Annotated in this window: 23 protein-coding genes; 10 read left to right on the top strand and 13 right to left on the bottom strand. The window is 57.2% G+C overall.

Features of this window, described 5'->3' with window-relative positions:
• Window positions 1–35: 35 nt before the first annotated feature.
• The gene (locus tag TAN611_RS23320) at window positions 36–347 is read right to left on the bottom strand and encodes a hypothetical protein (RefSeq protein WP_105233147.1); all 312 of its coding nucleotides are present in this window, start codon (window positions 345–347) and stop codon (window positions 36–38) included.
• 213 nt (window positions 348–560) lie between these two features.
• Here TAN611_RS23320 and pstS point away from each other — a divergent pair, with 213 nt between their 5' ends.
• From pstS to TAN611_RS23365, 9 genes are all read left to right on the top strand, one after another.
• Window positions 561–1,601 carry a phosphate ABC transporter substrate-binding protein PstS gene (gene pstS / locus TAN611_RS23325; RefSeq protein ID WP_105233148.1) on the top strand — a complete coding sequence of 347 codons (1,041 nt, stop codon included), beginning with the start codon at window positions 561–563 and terminating at the stop codon, window positions 1,599–1,601.
• Between the two features lie 78 nt (window positions 1,602–1,679).
• Window positions 1,680–2,636 carry a phosphate ABC transporter permease PstC gene (pstC, locus tag TAN611_RS23330; protein ID WP_105233149.1) on the top strand — a complete coding sequence of 319 codons (957 nt, stop codon included), beginning with the start codon at window positions 1,680–1,682 and terminating at the stop codon, window positions 2,634–2,636.
• Between the two features lies 1 nt (window position 2,637).
• A complete protein-coding gene (gene pstA, locus TAN611_RS23335) occupies window positions 2,638–3,528 on the top strand; it encodes a phosphate ABC transporter permease PstA (protein WP_105233150.1) in 891 nt (296 codons plus the stop codon).
• Window positions 3,529–3,576: 48 nt separating this feature from the next.
• Window positions 3,577–4,353, top strand: a complete 777-nt coding sequence (pstB, locus tag TAN611_RS23340; RefSeq protein ID WP_105233151.1) for a phosphate ABC transporter ATP-binding protein PstB — start codon at window positions 3,577–3,579, stop codon at window positions 4,351–4,353.
• A 12-nt stretch (window positions 4,354–4,365) separates the two neighbouring features.
• Window positions 4,366–5,109: a phosphate signaling complex protein PhoU gene (gene phoU, locus TAN611_RS23345; RefSeq protein ID WP_105233152.1), complete on the top strand. Its 744-nt coding sequence runs from the start codon at window positions 4,366–4,368 to the stop codon at window positions 5,107–5,109.
• A gap of 251 nt (window positions 5,110–5,360) precedes the next feature.
• Window positions 5,361–7,205 (top strand): polyurethanase, encoded by a 1,845-nt coding sequence (locus TAN611_RS23350; protein WP_203067065.1) that lies wholly within the window; start codon window positions 5,361–5,363, stop codon window positions 7,203–7,205.
• A gap of 169 nt (window positions 7,206–7,374) precedes the next feature.
• Entirely contained in the window at window positions 7,375–8,214 is an 840-nt protein-coding gene (locus TAN611_RS23355) for an ABC transporter substrate-binding protein (protein ID WP_105233154.1), read from the top strand.
• A gap of 77 nt (window positions 8,215–8,291) precedes the next feature.
• Complete coding sequence (locus tag TAN611_RS23360; RefSeq protein WP_105233155.1) at window positions 8,292–9,017, top strand: amino acid ABC transporter permease; 726 nt, start codon at window positions 8,292–8,294, stop codon at window positions 9,015–9,017.
• Window position 9,018: 1 nt separating this feature from the next.
• On the top strand, window positions 9,019–9,756 hold the full coding sequence (locus TAN611_RS23365) for an amino acid ABC transporter permease (protein WP_105233156.1): 738 nt from the start codon (window positions 9,019–9,021) through the stop codon (window positions 9,754–9,756).
• Here TAN611_RS23365 and yieH read toward each other — a convergent pair.
• Window positions 9,753–10,418 (bottom strand): 6-phosphogluconate phosphatase, encoded by a 666-nt coding sequence (gene yieH, locus TAN611_RS23370; RefSeq protein WP_105233157.1) that lies wholly within the window; start codon window positions 10,416–10,418, stop codon window positions 9,753–9,755. The two genes, TAN611_RS23365 and yieH, sit on opposite strands and share 4 nt — an antisense overlap.
• Before the next feature lie 195 nt (window positions 10,419–10,613).
• Here yieH and TAN611_RS23375 point away from each other — a divergent pair, with 195 nt between their 5' ends.
• The gene (locus TAN611_RS23375) at window positions 10,614–11,951 is read left to right on the top strand and encodes an NCS2 family permease (protein ID WP_197950364.1); all 1,338 of its coding nucleotides are present in this window, start codon (window positions 10,614–10,616) and stop codon (window positions 11,949–11,951) included.
• A 48-nt stretch (window positions 11,952–11,999) separates the two neighbouring features.
• Here the strand turns inward: TAN611_RS23375 and TAN611_RS23380 are convergent, their stop codons facing one another.
• The 11 genes from TAN611_RS23380 to rpmH all read right to left on the bottom strand — a co-directional run bounded on the left by TAN611_RS23380 (window position 12,000) and on the right by rpmH (window position 22,826).
• The gene (locus tag TAN611_RS23380) at window positions 12,000–13,043 is read right to left on the bottom strand and encodes a hypothetical protein (RefSeq protein ID WP_203067066.1); all 1,044 of its coding nucleotides are present in this window, start codon (window positions 13,041–13,043) and stop codon (window positions 12,000–12,002) included.
• Between the two features lie 94 nt (window positions 13,044–13,137).
• Window positions 13,138–13,704 carry an NADPH-dependent FMN reductase gene (locus TAN611_RS23385; protein ID WP_105233160.1) on the bottom strand — a complete coding sequence of 189 codons (567 nt, stop codon included), beginning with the start codon at window positions 13,702–13,704 and terminating at the stop codon, window positions 13,138–13,140.
• A gap of 415 nt (window positions 13,705–14,119) precedes the next feature.
• Window positions 14,120–15,400, bottom strand: coding sequence for a histidine-type phosphatase (locus TAN611_RS23390; RefSeq protein WP_105233161.1), 1,281 nt, complete (start codon window positions 15,398–15,400; stop codon window positions 14,120–14,122).
• A 48-nt stretch (window positions 15,401–15,448) separates the two neighbouring features.
• Window positions 15,449–16,813 (bottom strand): MFS transporter, encoded by a 1,365-nt coding sequence (locus TAN611_RS23395; RefSeq protein ID WP_105233162.1) that lies wholly within the window; start codon window positions 16,811–16,813, stop codon window positions 15,449–15,451.
• A 153-nt stretch (window positions 16,814–16,966) separates the two neighbouring features.
• Window positions 16,967–17,776, bottom strand: a complete 810-nt coding sequence (locus TAN611_RS23400) for an inositol monophosphatase family protein (RefSeq protein ID WP_111737994.1) — start codon at window positions 17,774–17,776, stop codon at window positions 16,967–16,969.
• A gap of 133 nt (window positions 17,777–17,909) precedes the next feature.
• Complete coding sequence (locus TAN611_RS23405; protein WP_111737995.1) at window positions 17,910–18,902, bottom strand: LacI family DNA-binding transcriptional regulator; 993 nt, start codon at window positions 18,900–18,902, stop codon at window positions 17,910–17,912.
• Window positions 18,903–18,949: 47 nt separating this feature from the next.
• The gene (gene mnmE, locus TAN611_RS23410) at window positions 18,950–20,314 is read right to left on the bottom strand and encodes a tRNA uridine-5-carboxymethylaminomethyl(34) synthesis GTPase MnmE (protein WP_105233165.1); all 1,365 of its coding nucleotides are present in this window, start codon (window positions 20,312–20,314) and stop codon (window positions 18,950–18,952) included.
• Between the two features lie 132 nt (window positions 20,315–20,446).
• Window positions 20,447–22,084 (bottom strand): membrane protein insertase YidC, encoded by a 1,638-nt coding sequence (gene yidC / locus TAN611_RS23415; protein WP_105233166.1) that lies wholly within the window; start codon window positions 22,082–22,084, stop codon window positions 20,447–20,449.
• 2 nt (window positions 22,085–22,086) lie between these two features.
• Window positions 22,087–22,344, bottom strand: a complete 258-nt coding sequence (yidD, locus tag TAN611_RS23420) for a membrane protein insertion efficiency factor YidD (protein ID WP_105233167.1) — start codon at window positions 22,342–22,344, stop codon at window positions 22,087–22,089.
• The gene (gene rnpA / locus TAN611_RS23425) at window positions 22,308–22,667 is read right to left on the bottom strand and encodes a ribonuclease P protein component (protein WP_105233168.1); all 360 of its coding nucleotides are present in this window, start codon (window positions 22,665–22,667) and stop codon (window positions 22,308–22,310) included. The genes yidD and rnpA overlap by 37 nt, the downstream gene beginning before the upstream one ends.
• 18 nt (window positions 22,668–22,685) lie before the next feature.
• Complete coding sequence (gene rpmH / locus TAN611_RS23430; protein WP_015842368.1) at window positions 22,686–22,826, bottom strand: 50S ribosomal protein L34; 141 nt, start codon at window positions 22,824–22,826, stop codon at window positions 22,686–22,688.
• Window positions 22,827–23,561: the final 735 nt, after the last annotated feature.

Here is a 23,561-nt window from a genome sequence, read left to right on the forward strand (position 1 = left end):
TAACAAGCCGGCCTCAGCGCCGGCTTGTTTATTTGCTAGCCTTTCACCTTATTGCTCAGTTCCTGCAACGAACGTTTTAGCTCATCGATCTGACGATCTTTATTCCTGTTTTCATCCTGCAGCTGTTTTAGCTCCCTTTCATGATTTTTCTGTTGATTGATAAGTTCATCGAGATCCCGCTGCGTATAGTTGGATGTTCGGTAACCGTCATCGCCTTCAAACAGAATTTTTTCGCCGCCTGTGGTGCCTGAGAACCTAGAATCGCGTGGAAAATTATTTGCCGCCATAACGTTGGCAGAAGCCAGCAGAGACAGGCCAAGCGCCGATAAGATAAATACTTTTTTCATTTGAGATCCTTTCGTTTTCGTACTACGTAATCGGAGTCATATTCGGAAGGTAGTATAATCAATGAGTTATATTGTTTTATTGCTGGTTGTCATATAACTGTCATATTTCATACATTTTACTGTCACCAAACTGTCCTATTTTCCCTCCTGCAGCAATACTTACTCTGATGAAAACGATTTGAAATCGATTTTTGATGCCCCTTAGGAGGGATTATGAAACTGATGCGTACCACCGTCGCCAGTATTGTAGCAGCGACTTTCTCCATGGCCTCTGTGTCCGCGTTCGCTGCCGCCAGCCTGACCGGTGCAGGTGCGACATTCCCCGCGCCGGTGTATGCCAAGTGGGCAGATTCCTATCAAAAAGAAACCGGCAACAAAGTTAACTATCAGGGGATCGGTTCCTCCGGCGGCGTGAAGCAGATCGTTGCCAATACCGTTGACTTTGGCGCCTCCGACGCACCGCTGTCCGACGAAAAGCTGGCGGCTGACGGCCTGTTCCAGTTCCCGACCGTGATTGGCGGCGTGGTGCTGGCGGTGAATATTCCCGGTATCAAATCCGGCGACCTGACGCTGGACGGCCAGACGCTGGGTGATATCTACCTGGGTAACATCAAAAAATGGAACGACCCGGCAATCGCCAAACTCAACCCGGGCGTGAAACTGCCGGATCAGAATATCGCCGTGGTGCGCCGCGCTGACGGTTCCGGCACCTCTTTCGTCTTCACCAGCTACCTGGCGAAAGTGAACGCGAAGTGGAAAGAGAAAGTGGGCGCCGGCTCGACGGTAAACTGGCCGACCGGTCTGGGTGGTAAAGGCAACGACGGCATCGCCGCCTTTGTCCAGCGCCTGCCGGGTTCTATCGGCTACGTTGAGTATGCCTACGCCAAACAGAATAACCTGGCGTACACCAAGCTGGTCTCCGCCGACGGCAAGCCGGTCAGCCCGACCGAAGATGCCTTCAGCGCCGCCGCCAAAGGCGCGGACTGGAGCAAAACCTTCGCGCAGGATCTGACCAACCAGAAAGGTGATAACGCCTGGCCGATTACCTCCACCACCTTCATCCTGGTGCACAAGGCGCAGAAGAAGCCTGAGCAGGGCACCGAAGTGCTGAAGTTCTTTGACTGGGCGTACAAGTCAGGCGCTGAGCAGGCCAAAGCGCTGGATTACGCGGTACTGCCTGATGAAGTGATCGAGCAGGTGCGCGCCGCATGGAAAACCAACGTGAAAGACAGCGCCGGTAAGGCTCTGTACTAAACGGCCGAAGCAGCACGCGCCGTTTCTGTAGGGGCCCGGTTCGCCGGGCCCTCCAAGCTTTAAACAGAAGAGTAATTTATGGCTGAGTACAAGCCGACCATCAAAGCGCCGAGCAAAAACGGCGACGTCATCTTCAGTGCGCTGGTTAAGCTGGCTGCGCTGATTACCCTATTGTTGCTGGGCGGCATTATCGTTTCGCTGATTTTTGCCTCCTGGCCAAGCATCCAGAAATTCGGCTTCGCCTTCTTGTGGACCAAAGACTGGGATGCGCCGGCGGAGCAGTTTGGTGCGCTGGTGCCGATTTACGGCACCATTGTTACCTCGCTGATTGCGCTGATTATCGCCGTGCCGGTCAGCTTCGGCATTGCGCTGTTCCTGACCGAGCTGGCGCCGAACTGGCTGAAGCGCCCGCTGGGCGTCGCCATTGAGCTGCTGGCGGCGATCCCGAGCATCGTTTACGGCATGTGGGGGCTGTTCGTCTTCGCCCCGCTGTTTGCCGAATACTTCCAGACGCCGGTGGGCAACGTGCTGTCCGGTATCCCGATCGTCGGCGAACTGTTTGCCGGCCCGGCCTTCGGCATCGGCATTCTGGCCGCCGGGGTGATTCTGGCGATTATGATTATTCCGTATATCGCTGCGGTAATGCGCGACGTGTTCGAACAGACGCCGGTGATGATGAAAGAGTCGGCCTACGGCATCGGCTGCACCACCTGGGAAGTGATCTGGCGCATCGTGCTGCCGTTCACCAAAAACGGCGTGATCGGCGGCGTGATGCTGGGACTGGGGCGCGCGCTGGGGGAAACCATGGCGGTGACCTTTATTATCGGCAACACCTACCAGCTCGACAGCGCATCGCTGTACATGCCGGGCAACAGCATCACCTCGGCGCTGGCTAACGAGTTCGCCGAGGCGGAATCCGGGCTGCACACCGCGGCGCTGATGGAGCTGGGGCTGATTCTGTTTGTTATCACCTTTATCGTGCTGGCGCTGTCGAAACTGATGATCATGCGTCTGGCCAAGAATGAGGGGCGTTAACATGGCGACGATGGATATGCAAAACCCTGAAGCGGTGGCGGAAACCCGCCGCAAAATGCAGGCCTGGCGCCGGCAGAAGAACCGCATCGCGCTGTTTTTATCAATGGCGACCATGGCGTTCGGCCTGTTCTGGCTGATTTGGATCCTGTTCTCGACCGTCACCAAAGGCGTGGACGGCATGTCGCTGGCGCTGTTTACCGAAATGACGCCGCCGCCGAATACCGCCGGCGGCGGGCTGGCCAACGCCATTGCCGGCAGCGGCCTGCTGATCCTGTGGGCGACCATCTTCGGCACACCGCTCGGCATTCTGGCCGGTATTTATCTGGCGGAATACGGGCGTAAATCCTGGCTGGCGGAAGTGATTCGCTTTATTAACGACATCCTGCTGTCTGCGCCGTCGATTGTGGTTGGCCTGTTCGTCTACACCATCGTGGTGGCGAAGATGGAGCACTTCTCCGGCTGGGCGGGCATTGTCGCGCTGGCGCTGCTGCAGGTGCCGATCGTGATCCGCACCACGGAGAACATGCTCAAGCTGGTGCCGGATACGCTGCGCGAGGCGGCCTATGCGCTCGGCACGCCGAAGTGGCGCATGATTTCCGCCATCACGCTGAAGGCGTCGGTCTCCGGCATTATCACCGGCGTGCTGCTGGCCATCGCGCGTATCGCCGGCGAAACCGCGCCGCTGCTGTTTACGTCGCTGTCGAACCAGTTCTGGAATACCGATCTGATGCAGCCGATCGCCAACCTGCCGGTCACCATCTTCAAGTTCGCCATGAGCCCGTTTGCCGAATGGCAGCAGCTGGCCTGGGCCGGGGTGCTATTAATCACGCTGTGCGTACTGCTACTGAATATTCTGGCGCGTGTGGTTTTCGCCAAGAAAAAGCATGCATAAAAATTTTACGCGTCGCTGCGGCGGCGCGGTAACAAGAGAGAAGTCTTGATGAGTACAAGTGAACTCGCTTCCAGCAGCAAAATTCAGGTCCGCGATCTGAACTTTTACTACGGCAAATTCCACGCGCTGAAAAACATCACGCTGGATATTGCCAAAAATAAAGTGACCGCGTTTATCGGCCCGTCCGGCTGCGGTAAATCCACCCTGCTGCGTACCTTCAACAAGATGTACCAGCTGTATCCGGAGCAGCGTGCCGAAGGCGGCATCCTGCTGGATGGTCAGAATATTTTGACCGATAACCAGGATATCGCGCTGCTGCGCGCCAAGGTCGGCATGGTGTTCCAGAAGCCGACGCCGTTCCCGATGTCGATTTACGACAACATCGCCTTCGGCGTACGCTTGTTTGAAAAGCTGTCGCGCGCCGATATGGACGAGCGCGTACAGTGGGCGCTGAGCAAGGCGGCGCTGTGGAATGAAACCAAAGACAAGCTGCACCAGAGCGGTTACAGTCTGTCCGGCGGTCAGCAGCAGCGTCTGTGCATTGCGCGCGGCATCGCCATTCGCCCGGACGTGCTGCTGCTGGATGAGCCGTGCTCGGCGCTGGATCCGATCTCCACCGGTAAGATTGAAGAGCTGATCAGCGAGCTGAAGTCGGATTACACCGTGGTGATCGTAACGCACAATATGCAGCAGGCGGCGCGCTGTTCCGACTCAACGGCGTTTATGTATCTGGGCGAGCTGGTGGAGTTTAGCGATACTGACACCCTGTTTACTGCGCCGCAGAAGAAACAGACCGAAGATTACATCACTGGTCGTTATGGTTGATTAGGATGCATCATGGATAACCTGAATTTAAACAAGCACATTTCTGGACAGTTCAACGCCGAGCTTGAGCACATCCGCACTCAGGTGCTGACGATGGGCGGGCTGGTGGAACAGCAGCTGACCGACGCCATTACCGCGATGCATAACCAGGACGGCGAGCTGGCCAAGCGGGTGATCGACGGCGATAAAAAGGTCAATATGATGGAGGTGGCGATTGATGAGGCCTGCGTGCGCATCATCGCCAAGCGCCAGCCGACCGCCAGCGATCTGCGCCTGGTGATGGCGATCATCAAGACCATTTCCGAGCTGGAGCGCATTGGCGACGTGGCGGATAAAATCTGCCGCACCGCGCTGGAGAAGTTTTCGCAGCAGCATCAGCCGCTGCTGGTGAGCCTGGAGTCGCTGGGACGCCATACCGTACAGATGCTGCACGACGTGCTGGATGCCTTTGCACGTATGGATCTGGACGAGGCGATACGCATCTACCGCGAAGATAAAAAGGTCGATCAGGAGTATGAAGGCATCGTCCGCCAGCTGATGACCTATATGATGGAAGATTCGCGCACCATTCCCAGCGTGCTGACCGCGCTGTTCTGCGCCCGTTCGATTGAGCGCATCGGCGACCGCTGTCAGAATATCTGCGAATTTATCTTCTACTTCGTCAAGGGGCAGGATTTCCGCCACCTGGGCGGGGATGCGCTGGATGAGCTACTGGCGGACGGCAAAAAGCCCGAGGAAGATGACGAAAGCGAATAACTTTCTGAATGTTTAAAAGGCGCACACTGTGCGCCTTTTTTTATACCTGCCGAGCCAGATAAAAATAACCCCCACCAAATAAATAATATTTATTTTATATATTTCTTGGTTTCTGATTTCGTAAAAACAAAATAATCGACACCATGGAATGGTGTCGATTATTATCGCCATGAACACTACGGTGGTGTTAATTGACTGACGCTATCTTATCTTCATTGGAAATATAAAATACAAATAAAAAAGGAATTTGTATGGGTATTTTTAATTATAAAGGCTTGAGCGATGCTGAATCGCAGGAATTATTCTCCGATGCATTAGCCATGACTATGTATAGCTACCATAATCTGGATGATGGCTTAGCCTACGGTTATCAACATTATGGTTTTAACCTGGGGTTGCCGCTCACGCTGCTCACCGCGCTGGTCGGTAATTCCCAGTCGCAGGGCATTGTGCCGGGGTTGCCGTGGAACCCCAATTCCGAACAGCAGGCGCTGGATAAGATCAATGCCGCCGGCTGGCAGGTGATTAGCGCTGAACAGCTGGGGTACCAGGGTAAAACCGATAAGCTGGGCACGTATTATGGCGAATCCTGGAAGTACAAAACCTCCCAGGCGGAAGTGCTGGGTAAATACGACAGCGAGGGGAAATTAATCGGCCTGGGCGTCGCGTTTCGCGGCACCAGCGGCCCGCGTGAAACGCTGATTACCGACACCATTGGCGATGCGATCCACGATCTGGTTGCCGGCCTGGGGCCGGCCTCGTTCTCGAACAATTTCGCGTTGAACGCCTTCGGTCGTTTACTGGCCGACGTGGCCAAGTTTGCCGCGGCAAACGGCCTGAGCGGCGAGGATGTGACGATCACCGGCCATAGCCTTGGCGGTCTGGCGACCAATAGTCTGGCCTTTTTAAGTGAAGACTATTGGGGCGGCTTTTATTCAAACTCAAAATATCTGGCTTTTGCTTCGCCGACTCAGCATGAGGGCGATGGTAAGGTGCTGAATATTGGCTATGAAAACGACCCGGTATTTCGCGTGCTCGACGGCACGAGTTTTAATTGGTCGACGCTGGGGGTTCATGATAAACCGCATGAATCAGCGACCAATAATATTGTTAATTTTAACGATTATTACGCGTCGAAATTCTGGGGGATGCTGCCGTCATCAATATTAAATCTGCCCAGCTGGATCTCGCATATGCCGTTCGCCTACGGTGACGGACTGTCGCGTATCGTTAATTCTGAGTTTTATTCGTTTATGGATCGGGATTCCACGGTGGTTGTTTCTACGCTGTCCGATGTGATGCGCGGTAAAACCTGGGTGGAAGATCTGAATCTTGCGGCGCAAAAACATACCGGCACGACCTTTATTATCGGGACGGATAAGAACGATATGATCGGCGGCGGCAAGGGAAATGATTACCTGGAAGGTGGGGGCGGCAATGATACCTTCCGAGACGGCGGCGGGTTTAACTATATCTCCGGTGGTGAAGGGCATGACACCCTGATTCTGCAACAGGGGATCGCCAAGACGCAGGTGGCTTATGACGGGGAAAACCTCTATCTGCGCGACAGCACCGGCGCCATTACCATCACCAACAGCGTAGAGACGTTGCGCAGTCAGAGCAGCGGCGTATTCGGCAGCAAGAAGCATGTTGATTATCTGGTAAAAGATGACGGGCTGATGGTGGGCAATGTCCATGTTGATTACACCCGGCACGGCATCGGCAGCGAAGCGGACGATGTTCTGCAGGCGGCCGGCAACCAGCGCTGGCTGTTCGGGCTTGACGGTGATGACACCCTGCTGGGCAGCAGCAGTGGTAACCTGACGTTCGTCGGCGGCAGAGGCAATGATGTGATGCACAGCGCCGGCCAGAACAATACCTTCCTGTTTGAAGGCGAGTTTGGTCAGGATCAGGTGATTGATTTTGGTCAGAGCGACAGGCTGGTGTTCTTTACGCCGCAGGATAAGGGCGGTGATTTCCGTCAGTATGCGACGCAGCAAAACGACGATGTGGTGTTTAACTTCGGCGATAATCAGGTCACGCTGGTGGGCGTTTCTCTGGATTATCTCAGCAACAGCCAGATCGTGCTGGTATAACGCCATAATCCGGCGTGCGGGCGTGGCATCAAAGGCGCCATGCCCGTTTATAGACTCAATGGCCATAAAGATAAAATGGTTATAAATATAGCGATTTATATTATTTCCAGCCCTAAATGGCGGCTGCTAGCTTAGCTGACAACAGGACATCAACCACTTAGGAGCCTTTATGAAACCGCGCGTTTTAGCATTCACTCTGCTCGCCAGCCTGAGCGGCCTGGCCGTCGGGACCGCCCAGGCGGATAAGCTGGATGATATTAAACAGGCCGGCGTGGTGCGCGTTGCCGTGTTCGACAGTAACCCGCCGTTCGGCTATATCGACCCGCAGAGCAAAAAACTGGTGGGCTATGACGTGGACGTTGCCGAGGCTATCGGCAAGGCGCTGGGCGTGAAGGTTGAACTGCGCGCCACCAACCCGGCTAACCGTATTCCGCTGCTGGCATCGAAAAAGGTGGATCTGATCGCCGCTAACTTCACCATTACCGATGAGCGCGCGAAAGCGGTGAATTTCAGCGTGCCCTATTTCGCCACCGGGCAGAAGTTTATCGCCCGCAAAGGCGTACTGAAAACGCCGGATGACATTAAAACGCTGCGTATCGGCGCCGATAAAGGCACGGTGCAGGAGATCACGCTGCGCGAGCGCTATCCGACGGCGAAGGTGATCTCTTACGACGATACGCCGCTGGCCTTTGTTGCTCTGCGCAATGGCAATGTACAGGCGATCACCCAGGATGACGCCAAGCTGGTGGGGCTGCTCGGCAACCTGACGCCGGCGCAAAAGGCCGACTTTGAAATTTCACCGTTCAGCATCACCAAAGAGTATCAGGGGATCGGCATTCCCAAAGGGGAAACGCGCCTGACGACGACCATCAATGACACCTTGATCAAGCTGGAGCAGGACGGCGAAGCGGTGAAAATTTATAACCGCTGGTTCGGCCCGGACAGCAAATCGGCCCAGCCGCGCGGCGAGTTTAAAATTGCGCCGCTGGATCGGCAGCCTAAAGCCTGACGTACGGCGCATCCGTTGTTTCTGTCAAAGGTGCGGCATGCCGCGCCTTTGGCGCATACTCAGCCCAGAGGATAACCATGAATTTGCCACCCATCGAGGACTGGCTGCTGGCGCCGCAGTATTTACACTGGCTGTGGCAGGGTTTTTTGCTGACGCTGTGGCTGTCTGCCTGCGCCGGAACGGCGGCGACGCTGTTGGGGTTTGTGCTGGCGGCCCTGCGCGACAGCGGGCTGGCGCCGTTACGCTGGTTGGTCACGGGGTACTGTTCACTGTTTCGTAATACGCCGTTGCTGGTGCAGCTGTTTTTTTGGTACTTCGCCGCCGGGCAGCTTCTGCCCGCCAATGCCATGCAGTGGCTGAATATGCCGCATCAGCTCGGCTGGCTGACGTGGCCCTCTTTTGAATTCCTCGCCGGTTTTGTCGGCCTGACGCTCTATTCCGGTGCGTTTATTGCCGAAGAGATCCGCGCCGGCATTCGCGGCGTCGCCGCGGGACAGAAGCAGGCGGCCAGCGCGCTGGGGTTGGGCCGCTGGCAGGCGATGCGCTATGTGGTGCTGCCGCAGGCGCTGAATATCGCGTTGCCTCCTCTGCTGGGCCAGTATATGAATCTTATCAAGAACTCCTCGCTGACGATGGCGATTGGCGTTGCCGAGCTGTCCTATACCTCACGTCAGGTGGAGACCGAAACGCTGCGTACCTTCCAGGCGTTTGGCGTGGCGACGCTGCTGTATATTGCCGTTATTGCGCTGCTGGAGGGCTGGGGGCTGTGGCGCCAGCAGCGACGGCTGCAGAGGGGGCATTAAGATGGATTTTCGCGTTATTCACGACAATCTGGGCTACCTGTTATGGGGAGCCTGGCCGGATGGCGAACTGGGCGGCGCGGCCCTGACGCTGGCGCTCAGCCTGATGGCCGGCGTCGCTTCGGCGTTGATCGGCATCGTTCTGGGAACCCTGCTGGCGATGTCGCGCGGCGTCGCCGCCGGATTGCTGGCCGCCGTGCTGGGGTTCTTCCGCGCGATTCCGGTGATTATGCTGATCTTCTGGGCCTACTTCCTGCTGCCCATGGTGTTCGGCGTCGAGATCCCGGCAATCACCACCGTGGTATGCGCGCTGGCGCTGATTGCAGGCGCCTATCTGGCGCATGCGGTAAAAGCCGGGATCCTGGCAATTGCGCCCGGCCAGTGGCAGGCGGGGCTGTCGCTGGGCCTGACGCGCTGGCAAACGCTGCGGCTGATCGTCCTGCCGCAGGCGCTGCGCATGATGACGCCGTCGTTTATCAACCAGTGGATCGCGCTGATTAAAGATACCTCGCTGGCTTATATCGTTGGCGTGGGCGAGCTGACGTTTCTGGCAACCCAGGTGAATAATCGCAGCATGGTTTACCCGATGGAGATCTTTCTGTTTGTGGCGCTGGTTTACTTTGTGCTGTGCCTGGCGCTCGATCTGCTGGCCAACGCGCTGGGTAAGCGCTTCAGCCCGCAAAGCAAAGCGCCGCGGCGCTTCTGGCATTGGCGGCGTAAGCCGGCCGTCGCAGCCGGCTAGCGGGTCAGCTGCCAGCCGCGCTGTTTCCACAGCGCCGGCAGTTGCGTCAGCGCATCGAACGTAGTCACCAGCGGGTGATCGATCGGCGGATTATGCGGATCGGCGCAGAAGTAAAAGACCGGAATGCCGGCGGCGATGCCCGCCTGCGCACCCGCCGGGGAATCATCCACCATGATGCAGCGTTCCAGCGGCACGTTCATCTGCTGCGCCGCGTGGTAGATCACCGCCGGGTCCGGCTTCCAGCGTTGCAGATCGTAGCCGCTGTACAATCGGTCATCAAAATAGCCTAGCATGCCGGTCAGGCCAAGCGAGTGCTGCATCTTGCTGACCGGCCCGTTGGAGACGGTGCAGACCGGAACGGTGATCTGCGCCAGCAGTTCGCGCGCGCCAGCAATTTCCTGCAGCTCGCTGTCGAACAGCCGCGCCACTTCCTGACGGAACAGCGGTTCCAGCACGTCCCTGGCCAGCGTGACGCCATGCTCGGCGTTCACCCGATCGATAATCTCATACAGCTTGATGCCTTTGTATTTCTTGAATACCTCTTCCAGGGACAGCGTGATGCCGTGCTGGGCGAACATATGCACATAGGCCATGCTGCACAGCACTTCGCTGTCCACCAGCGTACCGTCACAGTCAAATAGTATGCAGTCAATCTGGGTCATCGTTGTTATATCCTTATCGGGAAGCAATGCTGCCACTTTAACCGAAGCGGTACGCTATCGGCGAATAAATCAACGGATTAGCGATTCTCTGCGCGCTGAGGACGGAAAAAAACCGCCGAACGACATCAAATTGCCGAATTTTTGTTATAGGATAGCCCGCAGACCGTTCTGTTCCCTTCTTCGGAATTCTTGATAATGACCAAACCAGTAACCGGCCTTGTTGCTGAACAAGGCTTGCTTGGGCGCGTGTTTAAGCTCAGGCAACATGACACCACGGTGCGTACGGAAACGATTGCCGGCTTCACCACGTTCTTGACCATGGTGTATATCGTGTTCGTTAACCCGCAGATATTGGGCGCGGCAGGGATGGATACGCAGGCGGTATTTGTCACCACCTGCCTGATCGCCGCGTTCGGCAGCATTTTGATGGGCCTGCTTGCCAACCTGCCGGTGGCGCTGGCGCCGGCGATGGGACTGAACGCTTTCTTCGCCTTTGTGGTGGTCGGCGCGATGGGCATCTCATGGCAGGTGGGCATGGGCGCCATCTTCTGGGGCGCGGTCGGCCTGCTGCTGCTGACTATTTTCCGCGTTCGCTATTGGATGATCGGTAATATTCCGTTGAGCCTGCGCGTCGGCATTACCAGCGGCATCGGCCTGTTTATCGCCATGATGGGGCTGAAAAACGCCGGCATCGTGGTGGGCAATGCCGATACGCTGGTTACCGTCGGCAACCTGACTTCCCACAGCGTGCTGTTGGGGGCGCTGGGCTTCTTTATTATCGCCATTCTGGCTTCGCGCAATATCCATGCGGCGGTGCTGGTGTCGATTGTCGTCACCACCCTGATAGGCTGGGCGCTGGGGGATGTGCAGTACGGCGGCGTGTTCTCTATGCCGCCGAGCGTCACTTCCGTCGTTGGCCAGGTCGATCTGGCCGGCGCGCTGAATATCGGCCTGGCCGGGGTGATCTTCTCCTTTATGCTGGTTAACCTGTTCGACTCCTCCGGCACCCTGATCGGTGTGACCGACAAAGCCGGCCTGGCCGATGAAAAAGGCAAGTTCCCGCGGATGAAGCAGGCGCTGTACGTTGACAGCATCAGTTCGGTAGCCGGCTCCTTTGTCGGTACGTCGTCCGTGACCGCCTATATTGAAAGCAGCTCCGGCGTTTCCGTCGGCGGCCGCACCGGTTTGACCGCGGTGGTGACCGGCATTTTGTTCCTGCTGGTGATTTTCCTGTCGCCGCTGGCGGGGATGGTGCCGTCGTATGCGGCGGCGGGCGCGCTGATTTACGTTGGGGTGCTGATGACCTCAAGCCTGGCACGCGTTACCTGGAGCGATCTGACCGAAGCGGTGCCGGCCTTTGTGACGGCGGTGATGATGCCGTTTAGCTTCTCGATCACCGAAGGCATCGCACTGGGCTTTATTGCTTACTGCGTGATGAAGCTGGGCACCGGGCGCTGGCGTGAAATCAGCCCTTGCGTGCTGGTGGTGGCGCTGCTGTTTATCCTGAAAATCGTCTTTGTTGACGGTCATTGATCGTTAATCCGACGGGCCAGGCGCCGCTGGCCCGTCGGATTACTCTTGCTATTCAGCGCTTGGCGTCTTGCCGAGCATCCACTCCAGCGGTTGTGCAAAGCGGGCGAGCCAGCTCTGTTTAGCGCTTTCCGGCTGTTCAAAGTGCAGTACCTGCACCTGATTTTTTGCGCCGAAAAGTTCGGAAAAATCTAATGCTATTGCTTGGGTACTAAATTTTTGTCGGTTGTAGTAAGCAATGACGATGCGCTTATTGCCGGCCAGGCTCTGAGTTGCCGGTTTGATCGCCCCCACCGGCGCCACCAGCAGGCCGCCTGAGTAACACTGAGGATATTTCGCCAGCAGATTGGCGGCGTGCAGAGCGCCCTGACCACGGCCAAAAAGATAAACCGCCTGAGGGTTCAGCCCGAGCTGCGGCGTCAAGTCGTGCAGGGTGCGCTGCACCATATTGTGGGTGCTTTCATCGCTGTAGTTTGACCAGCGGAAGCTGTTTTCCGACAGCATCTGCGTGCCATTCAGCTCGATATAGGCAACTCCCATGGCGCCGAACATCAGCTTCTCCTCGGCGCTGATGTTGGCCTGTTTGCCGTAGGCGTGCAGGAACACCACCGTTGGCCAGCCGCCGGCCGGCGGTTCGCCCTGCGGCAGCGTATAGCTGGCTTTGCCTTCATACCGCTGCGCACGCTGCTGATAGCGGGCTTTGGTTTGCGCCAGGATGGACTGGTAGGTTTTGCCGTGCTGAATGGCGTTAAAGGCATCCTCTTCCAGCAGGTTGTAGTAATACCACAGGCCGCGTTTGGCGCTGAGCTGCAGATAGCGTTCCGCCAGTTCAGTTTGCCCTTTTTCGGCGGAAGAGACGGCAAGCTGATAAGGCGCCCAGATGCTGTGTTCATCTTCACGCATCAGCGTCAGGTAGAGCGACATTGCCTCTGTTTTCTGATCTTCTTTACTGTGTGCCGAACGGGGCAGTTTGTTATGCAGCGGGCTGTCTGTCGGGAGTTCAACCGGTTCTTCTCCCGCAGGGTAATGCATTTCTGTGGCGTTGACAGGACTGGTGTTAAAAGCCGTTAATAAGGCTAAAATTAAAAAATACATGATTATATTATTGATAGGTAAAAATATTTTGGCATATCCATTCCATTATTGGCGTCTTCTGTGCTTTGTTTTTGAAGACGCCAAAAAGGAAGCCTTATCGCAACTGGGCGATATAATCGCGGAATGCGGCTAACTGGCTGCGCAGAAAATCCAGCGTAGCCTGATCGGTCAGCTCTCCCGCCTGCTCATCCACTTTATTTTGAATCACGCCGCCCATAAATTCGGGCCGGTTCATCACCATCGCATCCAGGAACACCATGATCTGCCGCAGGTGATACTGACAACGCGCACCGCCGATCGGCCCCATGGAACTGGTTTGGATCGCCAAGGGTTTACCGGCCAGCGGCTGGTTCGGCAGGCGTGAAATCCAGTCAATGGCGTTTTTCAGGCCGCCGGGTACAGAGTAGTTATATTCCGGCGTAACGATAATGACGCCGTCGGCCTGGCGAATTTTCTCGGCAATGGTTTCAACCGTGGCGGGAAATCCTTCTTCCTGCTGCAGGTCGGCGTCATAAAGCGGGATATCGCGAATGGAGGGTAAGGCTTCGATAACCATGCCTGGCGGCGCCAGTTTGGGCAGCGTATTGGCTACGATGGCGTTGTAAGAGCCTTTACGCAGGCTGCCTAGTAGGGTCACGATCTTTAATGCTTGGTCTGACATGATGATACCTCCCTGACTAATGAACAGATTCAGCTTAGAACAACCGTTAAATAGTATGGCAAATAACCGAGGGTTAACAGTGAGATTTTGTCGTATCTACGCTTTTCTTGCGGTAAAACAAGAAAAAATGGTGAGGGGAATGTGTGTTTTTGCTTGCTTCGTCCTGTTTTTTCTTTCAGTCTGCTATTTTTGTGATAATTGTTTAAGCTGGTCAACTTGATGAAACGTAGGGACTTTACCTGCGATTGCGCGGCAATTTCACCGCTTTTTTCCAGCCCGAACTGCGGGACAAACTGCCAGCATGGCAGCCGCTTCAGCGGCGGTTCGCGCGCGACCAGCGTTGGTCATCGTCTTTCTTCTGTGTGATGTGGCCGATAAGACGTGGCGCATCATGGTGCGCCACGTCGCCGGGCCATTACGGCGTGTAATGCACCGCCGGTAATGCCGTCGGGTCAATTGCCGCGCGCAGTTGGTGTAACGATGCAGACCAGGGGCACAGTACGCCAACCGGTGACGGCCGGCAGCCAGGGCGGCTGAGGTCGGTTTTTAACGGCGGGGTCCGGGCGTCCAGCGGCGTCAGACGACGAATTTGATCGAGCGACTGTGCCTGAAAGTAGGTGCGCAGAAAGCGTTGACCGCTCTGTTTATCGCGCCAGCGCTCAAACACCAGACTGCCGGCCGGCGGAATATTTCCGCGCGGGTACCGATCCTGCTGCCAGCTGAAGCCCAGCAGGGTGCGCAGATAGGCGATATTGGTGTCATGCGCGACGAACAACAGCCAGCGCGCCGGCGGCGGGGCATCAGCCGATGCACGATCGGAGGCTAAAGCCTGCGTTATTTGATTCAGCAATACCGAACCGCCGCGCCGGGCGATATAGGGTACGTCATTGGTAAAATCGTAGCGGGCGGTGAGCAAGGGTAGCAGAGGCGCAATCGCCGACGCGCTGCCGCCGTGGCCGAAGGCCACCTGCGCGGCGGGCAGGTTCTCGCTGTATGCCAGGCGAATGCTTTCCGCCATATTAGACAGGGTGCCAAGGCCGGTGATGCTGAAGCGGCCGTCCTCTTTGCGTTCGATGCGCCAGGGTTGCTCAAAGGCCGGGCAGGGCTTGTTCGGCTGGCAGACGGCGGCCTGCAGGCGAGCAATGTCACGGCTGAGGCGCTGCTGAGCCTGCTCCGGGCTGCCGCCCATCGCCTGCTGGATCGCCGCCCGGGCTTTTTCCGCGTCCAGCGGCGTCAGCCCCATTTTATCCGCCTGAAATAACGGATCCTGCTTGTCGCTGACCGCATGGATCGCCACGCCGCAGCCGGGAAATGCCCCATCCATCAGCGCCTGAGCGGTGGCGCGGGTACGTTGCAGCGGGCTGGCCCAGACGTACACCGCGCCGGGAGCCGGGCAGCCGCGCTCAAGCAGCCCTTGACGCCGATAATATTCGGCCTCGTAACGCCCTTTCAGCACGGCGGCCGCGTAGCCGTGGCCGGTGAGCTCGCCGTCGCGGGTGGTCCATTGCGGCCAGGCGCGATCGGTACCGTCCTGCATCGCCTGCCGGTTGCCGGGCGTCGGCGGCCTGACGCCATGACGGCTGACCTCCACCACTTTTTCCAGCACATAGTGTGATTCCGCCTGACTGGCGCAGGAGGCCGCGCCCAGCACAACGGCAAATAACAGGCGTGACCATCCCTTTTGCGAAAGCAACATGACTTATTCCTCGCTATTTTTAATTAAGGTTAATCTATTTATTTAATTTTATGAACGGGATATTTGCGTTTGCCGATGTATTGTCTGGCGGTGAGCAACAATGCCGGCGGTAATAAATGTCAGCGCAGCGGAAAATAAACCGGCGCCGATCCAAAACAGCGATAAGGTGTCAAAATTATACAGCGTTTTACCTGCTTCAATCACCGAGGTGCGATCGATAATCACGCCGGTAATACATTCACCCAGTCCGGCGCCGGCATAGCTGGCAATACCGATGGTGCCGAGCGCGGCGCCGGCCGCTTTCTTCGAAGAGATATCCACCGCGATTAAGCCGCCGAGAAAACAGGTCAGAGCGCCAATCGTCGCGCCGAAGATAATCATCGACAGCACGTCGGTGTAGTCGTTACGCGGAAACCACACCATCAAGGCGAAGCCGGCGGTATTTAACAGGCCGATTGCCCCCGCCATGATGCTGCGGTTACGCGGGAAGATACGATCGGACAGGATACCGGCGATAATGGTGCCGGCGATGCCGGCAATGGCGTTGACGCCGATAATGCCGGAGGCTTCCAGCGTGGTGTAGTGCTTGGCCTGCTGTAAAAAGAAAATGCCCCAGGAGTTGACCGCGTAACGGTCGATATACATAAAGGCCGAGGCCAGCGCCAGCGTCCACAGCGCCGGGTTGCGCAGCGACCACAGCTGGTTTTTCAGCACCGTTCCCTTATCTTCCGACAGGGCTTCCGGTTCGTTGCGGATCACGCCAATCGGCGGATAGCCGGCGCTTTGCGGCGAGTCGCACATAAACAGTAAAATTAACACCACGCCCACGACGCCGAGCATTGCCGTGGTGAAATAGCCAAAATGCCAGCCAAAGGCGGCGATCACCGCGGCGATGGCCATATAGGTCACCGCTTCGCCAATATTGTGCGCTGTGGACCAGATGGCGTAGAAGGTCCCGCGCTCTTTATTGCCGTACCAGCGCGCCAGCGATACGGCGCACGGGCCGACGCCCATGGACTGCGCCCAGCCGTTGATGCCCCAAAACAGCGTCAGCAGCAGCGCGTTGGTGGTCATGCCCATCATAACGTTCATCCCGGCGCTCAACAGCAGCCCCAGGCTCATAAAACGCACGACGTTGGCATGGTCGGCCAGGAACCCGTTCACCAGCTTGCCGATGGCGTAGCAGAAAAACAGGGCGGAACCGATCATACCCAATTCGCCGGGGGTGATGCCGATGTCGACCAGGGCGCTTTTCGCCACGGTGAACGACAGCCGGCAAACGTAAAACATCACGTAAGCCGCCGTCATCGCCAGAAAGGTGCGGCCGCGCAGGAGGCGGAATTTTTTCTCATTCAGCGGGCCATGGGAAGGTGTGGCCGGCGCCGCTTTAAAATAAGCGAAGATACCAGACATAATTTCACTCCATAAGGCGGATTAGCAAAATACACGCCGATTAAGCGCTCTGCGGTTATTCCGTTGGCAGAGAAATTTGTCCTTAACTATTTTAATCTGTAGGGCACATAATCTGAATAAATTGCCTTTCCATTTATTTTTTCGAGCAAGCAGTTATTTAACCTGTTGCTGAATTAATTCACGCAGCTGGGAATAAATCTCCGCGTTAGCCATTAACGCCACGTTGCCTTTCTGTAATCCCCGATCGGCCAGGAAATCATTGGTGACGCCGCCGGCTTCCTGCACCAGCAGCATGCCGGGCAGGCTGTCCCAGGCGTTCATATGTGGCTCGTAATAGCCGATTAAGCGGCCGGCGGCGACCTGAGCGGTCATCAGCGCGCCGGAACCGCTGCGGATAAACATGCCGCCGGCGTGCAACAGGCGGCTGACAAACGGCACAAACTCTTCCGGCGTCACGCGGTGCGAGGTGCCGACCCCCATCACGCCGTCGCGCAGTGAGCGGCCCGGATGCACGCTGATGGACGCATGATTGAGAAAGGCGCCGCCGCCGCGCCGGGCGTGGAACATTTCCTGATGGTTGGGATCGTAAACCACGCCGATAACCGGATCGCCGTCGAAGATCACGCCGATCGAGACGCACCAGGTATGTAATCCGTTGAGAAAACAGGCGGTGCCGTCGATCGGATCCACCACCCAGGTGTAGGGCGCGGTGCCGTGGCCGCCGCCGCTCTCTTCCCCGAGAAAGTCGTCCTGAGGAAAGCGCTGGGCGATCAGACGACGCGTCAGCGCTTCCACTTCCCGATCGGCCTGGCTGACCACGTCCTGCAGGTCGCCGCCTTTGTGCTCAACGGCCAGCTGCTGGCGCCGCTGGTAAAAATCGTACGCCAGCCTGCCGGCCTGTTGCGCAACGTCGCAGGCAAAGCGGTAGCGCGCTGCGATATCCTGTTCAGATGTTGATGCCATTTTCCCTCCGCTGTGTTTGCACACGTGTGCAATTAGAATGATAACACGGTGTTGTTACGAGATTGCTACAGGATAATGGCGAAAGTGAAAAGTTTATTCCGTGATCGTTCGCGCATAAAACATAATTTTCGTTTTATGCCGATCCTCGCACGATAAGCTCGACGGGGACGCTTTTGCGCACCGCCGGCTGATTGAAGTGGCGGATGCGGCTGACCAACAGGTCTACTGCGGTACGCGCCAGCATTTCCGTATCCTGACGCAGGGTGGTCAGCTGATAGGCGGAAAAATCTGCCTGTGGGATATCGTCGAAACCGATAATCGGCAGCGTGCGTGCGGGGTGATGACGGCGTATAAAATCCATGGCGCCAATGGCCAGCATATCGGTGGCGCAAAACAGGGCGTCGAGCTGCGGCCGTTGCGTCAACAGCGTGGCTGCCGCCTCCCAGCCGGCCTGGTAACCCCCTTGCGGGCAGATCGCGCTGGTGACCGTCAACTGTTGCTCGCTGAGCCGGCGGGTGAACGCCTGTTGCCGCTGATGGCTGCTGAAGGAGGCGTCTTCGCCGATAAACCCCGGATGTTTTACCCCATGCTGCATCAAGCGCTGCGCGGCCTGCTGCGCGCCGTCGCTGTTATCGCTGCATACCTGATCGGCGCCGTCCAGCTCCGCCTGGCGGTTGATCAGCGTCACCGGGATTTTGCGCGCCAGGTATGCTTCCGCCAGCGACAGCGGCGGGGCGCCGGAGGTCAGGATCACGCCTGCGACGTGGTAACTTAACAGCTCGCGCAGCTGCGGCTCCAGCTGCTGAGGGTCATCGGCATTGATCAGCAGCGGCATAAACCCCTGTAAGGTCAGGTGGTGCGTCAGCGGCGCCAGCAGTTTACTGCGGAAAGGGTTGTCAAAGCCGGCGGTGACCAGGCCGATGAAGTTACTGCTGCCGGTAATCATCGAACGGGCGATGATATTGACCTGATAACCCAGCTCGGCGGCGGCCGCTTCTACCCGCTGGCGCGTTTTTTCAGAGACGGAAGCGCCGGGGGTGAAGGTGCGTGAAACGGCGGAGCGTGAAACGCCCGCCAGGCGCGCAACGTCGCTGGCGGTAACCCAACTGTTTTTTGCATCACTCATGACTGCCGTTTCCCGCTGGTTGGCGCGGCGTTGTTGCCTCGCGCTGATTATTTCCCGATACAGAAGCTGGAGAAGATGCGCCCCAGCAGGTCGTCGGAGGTAAATTCGCCGGTGATTTCGCTCAGCGCCAGCTGCGCCTGCCGCAGTTCTTCCGCCAATAGCTCACCCGCGTAAGCGCTCACTAACTGTTCCTTGCCCTGCAGCAGGTGCTGCGCCGCCAGTTCCAGCGCCTGCAGATGGCGGCGGCGGGCCAGGAAGCCGCCTTCCATATTGCTGGTGAAGCCCATGCTCTGCTTCAGGTGGTCGCGCAGCACCTCGATACCGTCGCCGGTTCGCGCCGACAGGCGAATAAGTGAGTGACCATTCACTTCCGTTATGCCCTGCGATTCGCCGGTGATGTCTGCCTTGTTGCGCACCACGGTGATCGGCAGTTTGCCGGGCAGGCGCGCCATAAATTCCGGCCAGATCTCGGCGGGTTCGGTGGCGCCGGTGGTGGTGCCGTCCACCATAAACAGCACCCGATCCGCCTGTTCAATCTCGCTCCAGGCGCGTTCGATGCCGATACGTTCCACCTCATCGCTGGCCTCACGCAGGCCGGCGGTGTCGATGATGTGCAGCGGCATGCCGTCGATATGGATATGTTCGCGCAGCACGTCGCGGGTGGTGCCGGCGATATCTGTGACGATGGCCGCTTCACGACCGGCTAACGCATTGAGCAGGCTGGATTTTCCTGCGTTTGGCCGGCCGGCGATCACCACCTTCATGCCCTCGCGCAGCAGGCTGCCCTGACGCGCTTCGCCGCGTACTTCGTCAAGGTCGCCGATCACCGCGTTCAGCTGGGCTTCGATTTTGCCGTCAGAAAGGAAGTCGATTTCCTCATCCGGGAAGTCGATCGCAGCCTCCACATAGATTCGCAGGTGAGTAAGTGCTTCCACAAGCTGGTGGATACGGCTGGAAAAAGCGCCCTGCAGCGAGTTCATCGCCGAGCGCGCCGCCTGCTCGGAGCTGGCGTCGATCAGGTCGGCAATCGCCTCCGCCTGCGCCAGATCGAGCTTATCGTTCAGGAAGGCGCGCTCGGAGAATTCGCCGGGCTGCGCAATACGCACGCCGGGCAGCGCCAGCACGCGCTTAAGCAGCAAATCAAGGATCACCGGGCCGCCGTGGCCCTGCAGCTCCAGCACGTCTTCGCCGGTAAATGAATTCGGCCCCGGGAACCACAGCGCAATGCCCTGATCGAGGGTAGCGCCGTCGGCGTCGCGGAACGGCAGATAGTCGGCGTAACGCGGCTTTGGCAGCTTGCCGAGCAGCGTCTGGGCGACCTCGGCAGCTTTCTGGCCGGAGATACGCAGAATGCCGACGCCGCCGCGTCCCGGCGGGGTGGCTTGGGCGACGATGGTATCGGTGGTATTCATAGCCTTTATCCTTCAACGGGCAGCTGCGCTGCTAAAAACCTGTTGTTCATCATATCAGATACAAAAAGGCGGTCTCGCGACCGCCTTTTGGGATGACTGCAAACGTCCGGCAACCGAACGCCTACAATACGCTTATGTCTTTTTCTTGTCGCGGCTGTGCAGGCCGCGTTTTTCCAGGCCGCGATAAATCAGCTGCTGCTGGATGATGGTCACCAGGTTACTGACGATGTAGTACAGCACCAGACCGGACGGGAACCACAGGAAGAACACGGTGAAGATCACCGGCATGAAGGTCATGATCTTCTGCTGCATCGGGTCGGTCACGGTGGTCGGCGACATCTTCTGGATGAAGAACATCGTCACGCCCATCAGGATTGGCAGGATGTAGTACGGGTCCTGCGCCGACAGGTCATGGATCCACAGCGCGAACGGCGCGTGACGCAGTTCTACCGAGCCCATCAGCATGTAGTACAACGCCAGGAAGATTGGCATCTGAATCAGCAGAGGCAGGCAGCCGCCCAGCGGGTTCACTTTCTCCGCCTTGTACAGCGCCATCATTTCCTGACTCATACGCTGCTTGTCTTCGCCGATACGTTCACGCATCGCCTGCAGTTTTGGCTGCAGCATGCGCATTTTCGCCATCGAGGTGTACTGCGCTTTGGTCAGCGGGTACATGATGCCGCGCACGATAAAGGTGATGACGATGATCGAGAAGCCCCAGTTGCCAATAAAGCTGTGCAGGAACTTCAGCAGCTTGAACAGCGGTTGGGAGATGAACCACAGCCAGCCGTAATCCACCGTCAGGTCGAGATGCGGCGCCAGTTCAGCCATTTGGTCCTGCAGTTCCGGGCCAACCCACAGCGTCGAGTTCAGCTGCTGTTGTGCGCCGGCCTGCACCACTACCGGCGTAGACTTGAAGCCGATGGCCGACTGGTCATTGCCCAGCTTGGCGGTATAGAAGGTGTTGGTACCCTGCGTAGCCGGCACCCAGGCGGTAGCGAAGTACTGCTGCAGCATGGCAACCCAGCCGCCCTGCGTGGAGACGCTCAGATTCTCGTCTTTATCAAACGCGTATTTTTCGTACTTGGTGTCGCTGGTGGAGTACGCCGCGCCGCGGAAGGTGTGCAGCGCAAAGTTACTGCTGCCGGTATCGCGGTGCTTAGGCAGTTCGGTGGTCTGCTTCAACTGGCCGAACAGGGTCAGCTCCAGCGGGGTTGAGCCTTTGTTGTCGATGTTGTAATCGACGCCGACCGCATAGTGGTTGCGCTTCAGGACAAAGGTCTTGGTATAGACGGCGCCGTCTTTGCCGGTAAAGGTCAGCGGAATGCGCAGCTCGTCCTGACCGTCGGCCAGGGTATAGCTGTCCTGTGCGCTCTGATACAGAGGACGCTCGCCGTTGGCCGGGTTATCCGGGCCGTTTTTGCCGGTCAGGCCGCTTTGCGCCTGATAAACAAATGACGGTGTGGTTTCCAGCAGCTGGAATGGAGTCGATGAACCCAGGGTATCCGGGTAAGCCAACAGTTTAGCCTGCTCGATATCGCCACCGCGGGTGTTGATAGTCAGCGACAGCACGTCGGTATTAACGGTAATCAGTTTACCTTGGCCGCTGGCGGGTACGCCTGAGCTTGTGGCATCACCGGTTGCGGAATTCGTGGTCTGCGTCGTGGTCTGCGCGGCTGGTTGCGGAGCGTGGTCCGTCTGCCAGGCCTGCCAGATCATGAAAGACACGAACAGCAAAGCGATGAGAAGAAGATTGCGTTGCGAATCCATCGTTAGTGTTCTCTGTTATCGTCGGTTTTCGGCGGCACGGGATCATCGCCACCTGGGTTCAAAGGGTGGCATTTTAATACGCGTTTCACTGTCAACCAACTGCCTTTTATCATGCCGAACCTGCTTAATGCCTCAATTGCGTAATGAGAACATGTCGGCTGGAAGCGACAACGAGGCCCAAGCAGCGGACTGATGACGAGCTGATAGCCTCGCACCAGCCCGATCAGGATGCGGGAGCCTGGCGACAGTGGCGACGCCATAATTTTTCCAAAGCTTCCGTCAACGCGCGGTTATCCAGATCCGCTATCCCCTTTTTCGCCACCACGACAAAATCCATCGGCGGCAGCTCATGCTGACGTAAACGGAAGCTTTCGCGGGTTAGGCGTTTGATTCGGTTACGTTCATGGGCGCGTTTGACGTGTTTTTTGGCGACGGTAAGACCGATGCGGGGATGCCCCAGCTGGTTCAGGCGGCCGAGAATGGTGATTTGCGGCGTGCCGGCCCGTTGTGGCTGCTGGAAGACGAAAGTGAAATGAGTGGGAGTTAACAAACGTAACTCCCTGGGAAAAGCGAGCTTAACCACTCAGAGGGTTAGCTTTTATTACTTAGAAACAGACAGACGAGCACGGCCTTTCGCACGACGGCGGGCCAGAACTTGACGACCATTTTTAGTGGCCATACGAGCACGGAAACCGTGGCTACGGTTGCGCTTCAATACGGACGGTTGGAAAGTGCGTTTCATGGCGATTTCTACCTAAACTTAAATTGATTACTGATCAGTAAACGCGTTTGGCTACTCGGCGTGAAGACGACCGACGCCTCAATCGCAATACATAAAGAGGCGGGATTGTAATAATTGTACAGTCCTGAGTCAATTCACATTGCGTTAGCCTACCTGGTTGCTTGCCAATACGGCATAAAATCCGGCTTGGCCCGTGGTCAACGCAGAATCCCGTCTGGCGAATAACGCACCATGAAGGAACCAGGCATCACACGTAGGGCGAAGATTATACGGACTCAGGGTTAAATCGCAAGGATCCGCGCGCGATCCCGGTGATAAAGCGCAAGATCCGCAGGTGGATAACCGGGTATAACCTGTTACCGATGTAAAAAACACACCCTGACAGACAATATAATGCGGTGAATGACCGGATTTTGTGGAAAAGATCGCCGCGCGCCGGGGTCTGTGGATAAAATGGATCTAATCTGTGAGGAAGGGGAGGATCTCTGGCTCCATTTGCGCTATGATCCGTTGTTCCGATCGCGATCTCCCATGCCGGGATCGTGGCCGGGCGACCCTGAAATTCGCCGCGCAGCCTCCGGGTGCGACGGTCATGTGGAAGGGATAAACCGTGAAAGGCGGTTCGCATGCCCCCAGGCGGTCAGCCGATACCGGGCCTGTGTCAAAAACCATGAGTTATAAAAAAGTAGCCCGATTCTTTTCTTTATTATTGATCTTGTTCGAGTGGAGTCCGCC

The sequence above is a fragment of the Serratia sp. Tan611 genome (assembly GCF_905188235.1).
Lineage (GTDB): Bacteria > Pseudomonadota > Gammaproteobacteria > Enterobacterales > Enterobacteriaceae > Serratia_B > Serratia_B rhizosphaerae.

Bases quoted from the DNA above. Each gene is read 5' to 3' on its own strand.
- TAN611_RS23320 (WP_105233147.1), bottom strand. From the start codon at position 347: ATGAAAAAAGTATTTATCTTATCGGCGCTTGGCCTGTCTCTGCTGGCT.
- pstS (WP_105233148.1), top strand. From the start codon at position 561: ATGAAACTGATGCGTACCACCGTCGCCAGTATTGTAGCAGCGACTTTC.
- pstC (WP_105233149.1), top strand. From the start codon at position 1,680: ATGGCTGAGTACAAGCCGACCATCAAAGCGCCGAGCAAAAACGGCGAC.
- pstA (WP_105233150.1), top strand. From the start codon at position 2,638: ATGGCGACGATGGATATGCAAAACCCTGAAGCGGTGGCGGAAACCCGC.
- pstB (WP_105233151.1), top strand. From the start codon at position 3,577: ATGAGTACAAGTGAACTCGCTTCCAGCAGCAAAATTCAGGTCCGCGAT.
- phoU (WP_105233152.1), top strand. From the start codon at position 4,366: ATGGATAACCTGAATTTAAACAAGCACATTTCTGGACAGTTCAACGCC.
- TAN611_RS23350 (WP_203067065.1), top strand. From the start codon at position 5,361: ATGGGTATTTTTAATTATAAAGGCTTGAGCGATGCTGAATCGCAGGAA.
- TAN611_RS23355 (WP_105233154.1), top strand. From the start codon at position 7,375: ATGAAACCGCGCGTTTTAGCATTCACTCTGCTCGCCAGCCTGAGCGGC.
- TAN611_RS23360 (WP_105233155.1), top strand. From the start codon at position 8,292: ATGAATTTGCCACCCATCGAGGACTGGCTGCTGGCGCCGCAGTATTTA.
- TAN611_RS23365 (WP_105233156.1), top strand. From the start codon at position 9,019: ATGGATTTTCGCGTTATTCACGACAATCTGGGCTACCTGTTATGGGGA.
- yieH (WP_105233157.1), bottom strand. From the start codon at position 10,418: ATGACCCAGATTGACTGCATACTATTTGACTGTGACGGTACGCTGGTG.
- TAN611_RS23375 (WP_197950364.1), top strand. From the start codon at position 10,614: ATGACCAAACCAGTAACCGGCCTTGTTGCTGAACAAGGCTTGCTTGGG.
- TAN611_RS23380 (WP_203067066.1), bottom strand. From the start codon at position 13,043: ATGTATTTTTTAATTTTAGCCTTATTAACGGCTTTTAACACCAGTCCT.
- TAN611_RS23385 (WP_105233160.1), bottom strand. From the start codon at position 13,704: ATGTCAGACCAAGCATTAAAGATCGTGACCCTACTAGGCAGCCTGCGT.
- TAN611_RS23390 (WP_105233161.1), bottom strand. From the start codon at position 15,400: ATGTTGCTTTCGCAAAAGGGATGGTCACGCCTGTTATTTGCCGTTGTG.
- TAN611_RS23395 (WP_105233162.1), bottom strand. From the start codon at position 16,813: ATGTCTGGTATCTTCGCTTATTTTAAAGCGGCGCCGGCCACACCTTCC.
- TAN611_RS23400 (WP_111737994.1), bottom strand. From the start codon at position 17,776: ATGGCATCAACATCTGAACAGGATATCGCAGCGCGCTACCGCTTTGCC.
- TAN611_RS23405 (WP_111737995.1), bottom strand. From the start codon at position 18,902: ATGAGTGATGCAAAAAACAGTTGGGTTACCGCCAGCGACGTTGCGCGC.
- mnmE (WP_105233165.1), bottom strand. From the start codon at position 20,314: ATGAATACCACCGATACCATCGTCGCCCAAGCCACCCCGCCGGGACGC.
- yidC (WP_105233166.1), bottom strand. From the start codon at position 22,084: ATGGATTCGCAACGCAATCTTCTTCTCATCGCTTTGCTGTTCGTGTCT.
- yidD (WP_105233167.1), bottom strand. From the start codon at position 22,344: ATGGCGTCGCCACTGTCGCCAGGCTCCCGCATCCTGATCGGGCTGGTG.
- rpmH (WP_015842368.1), bottom strand. From the start codon at position 22,826: ATGAAACGCACTTTCCAACCGTCCGTATTGAAGCGCAACCGTAGCCAC.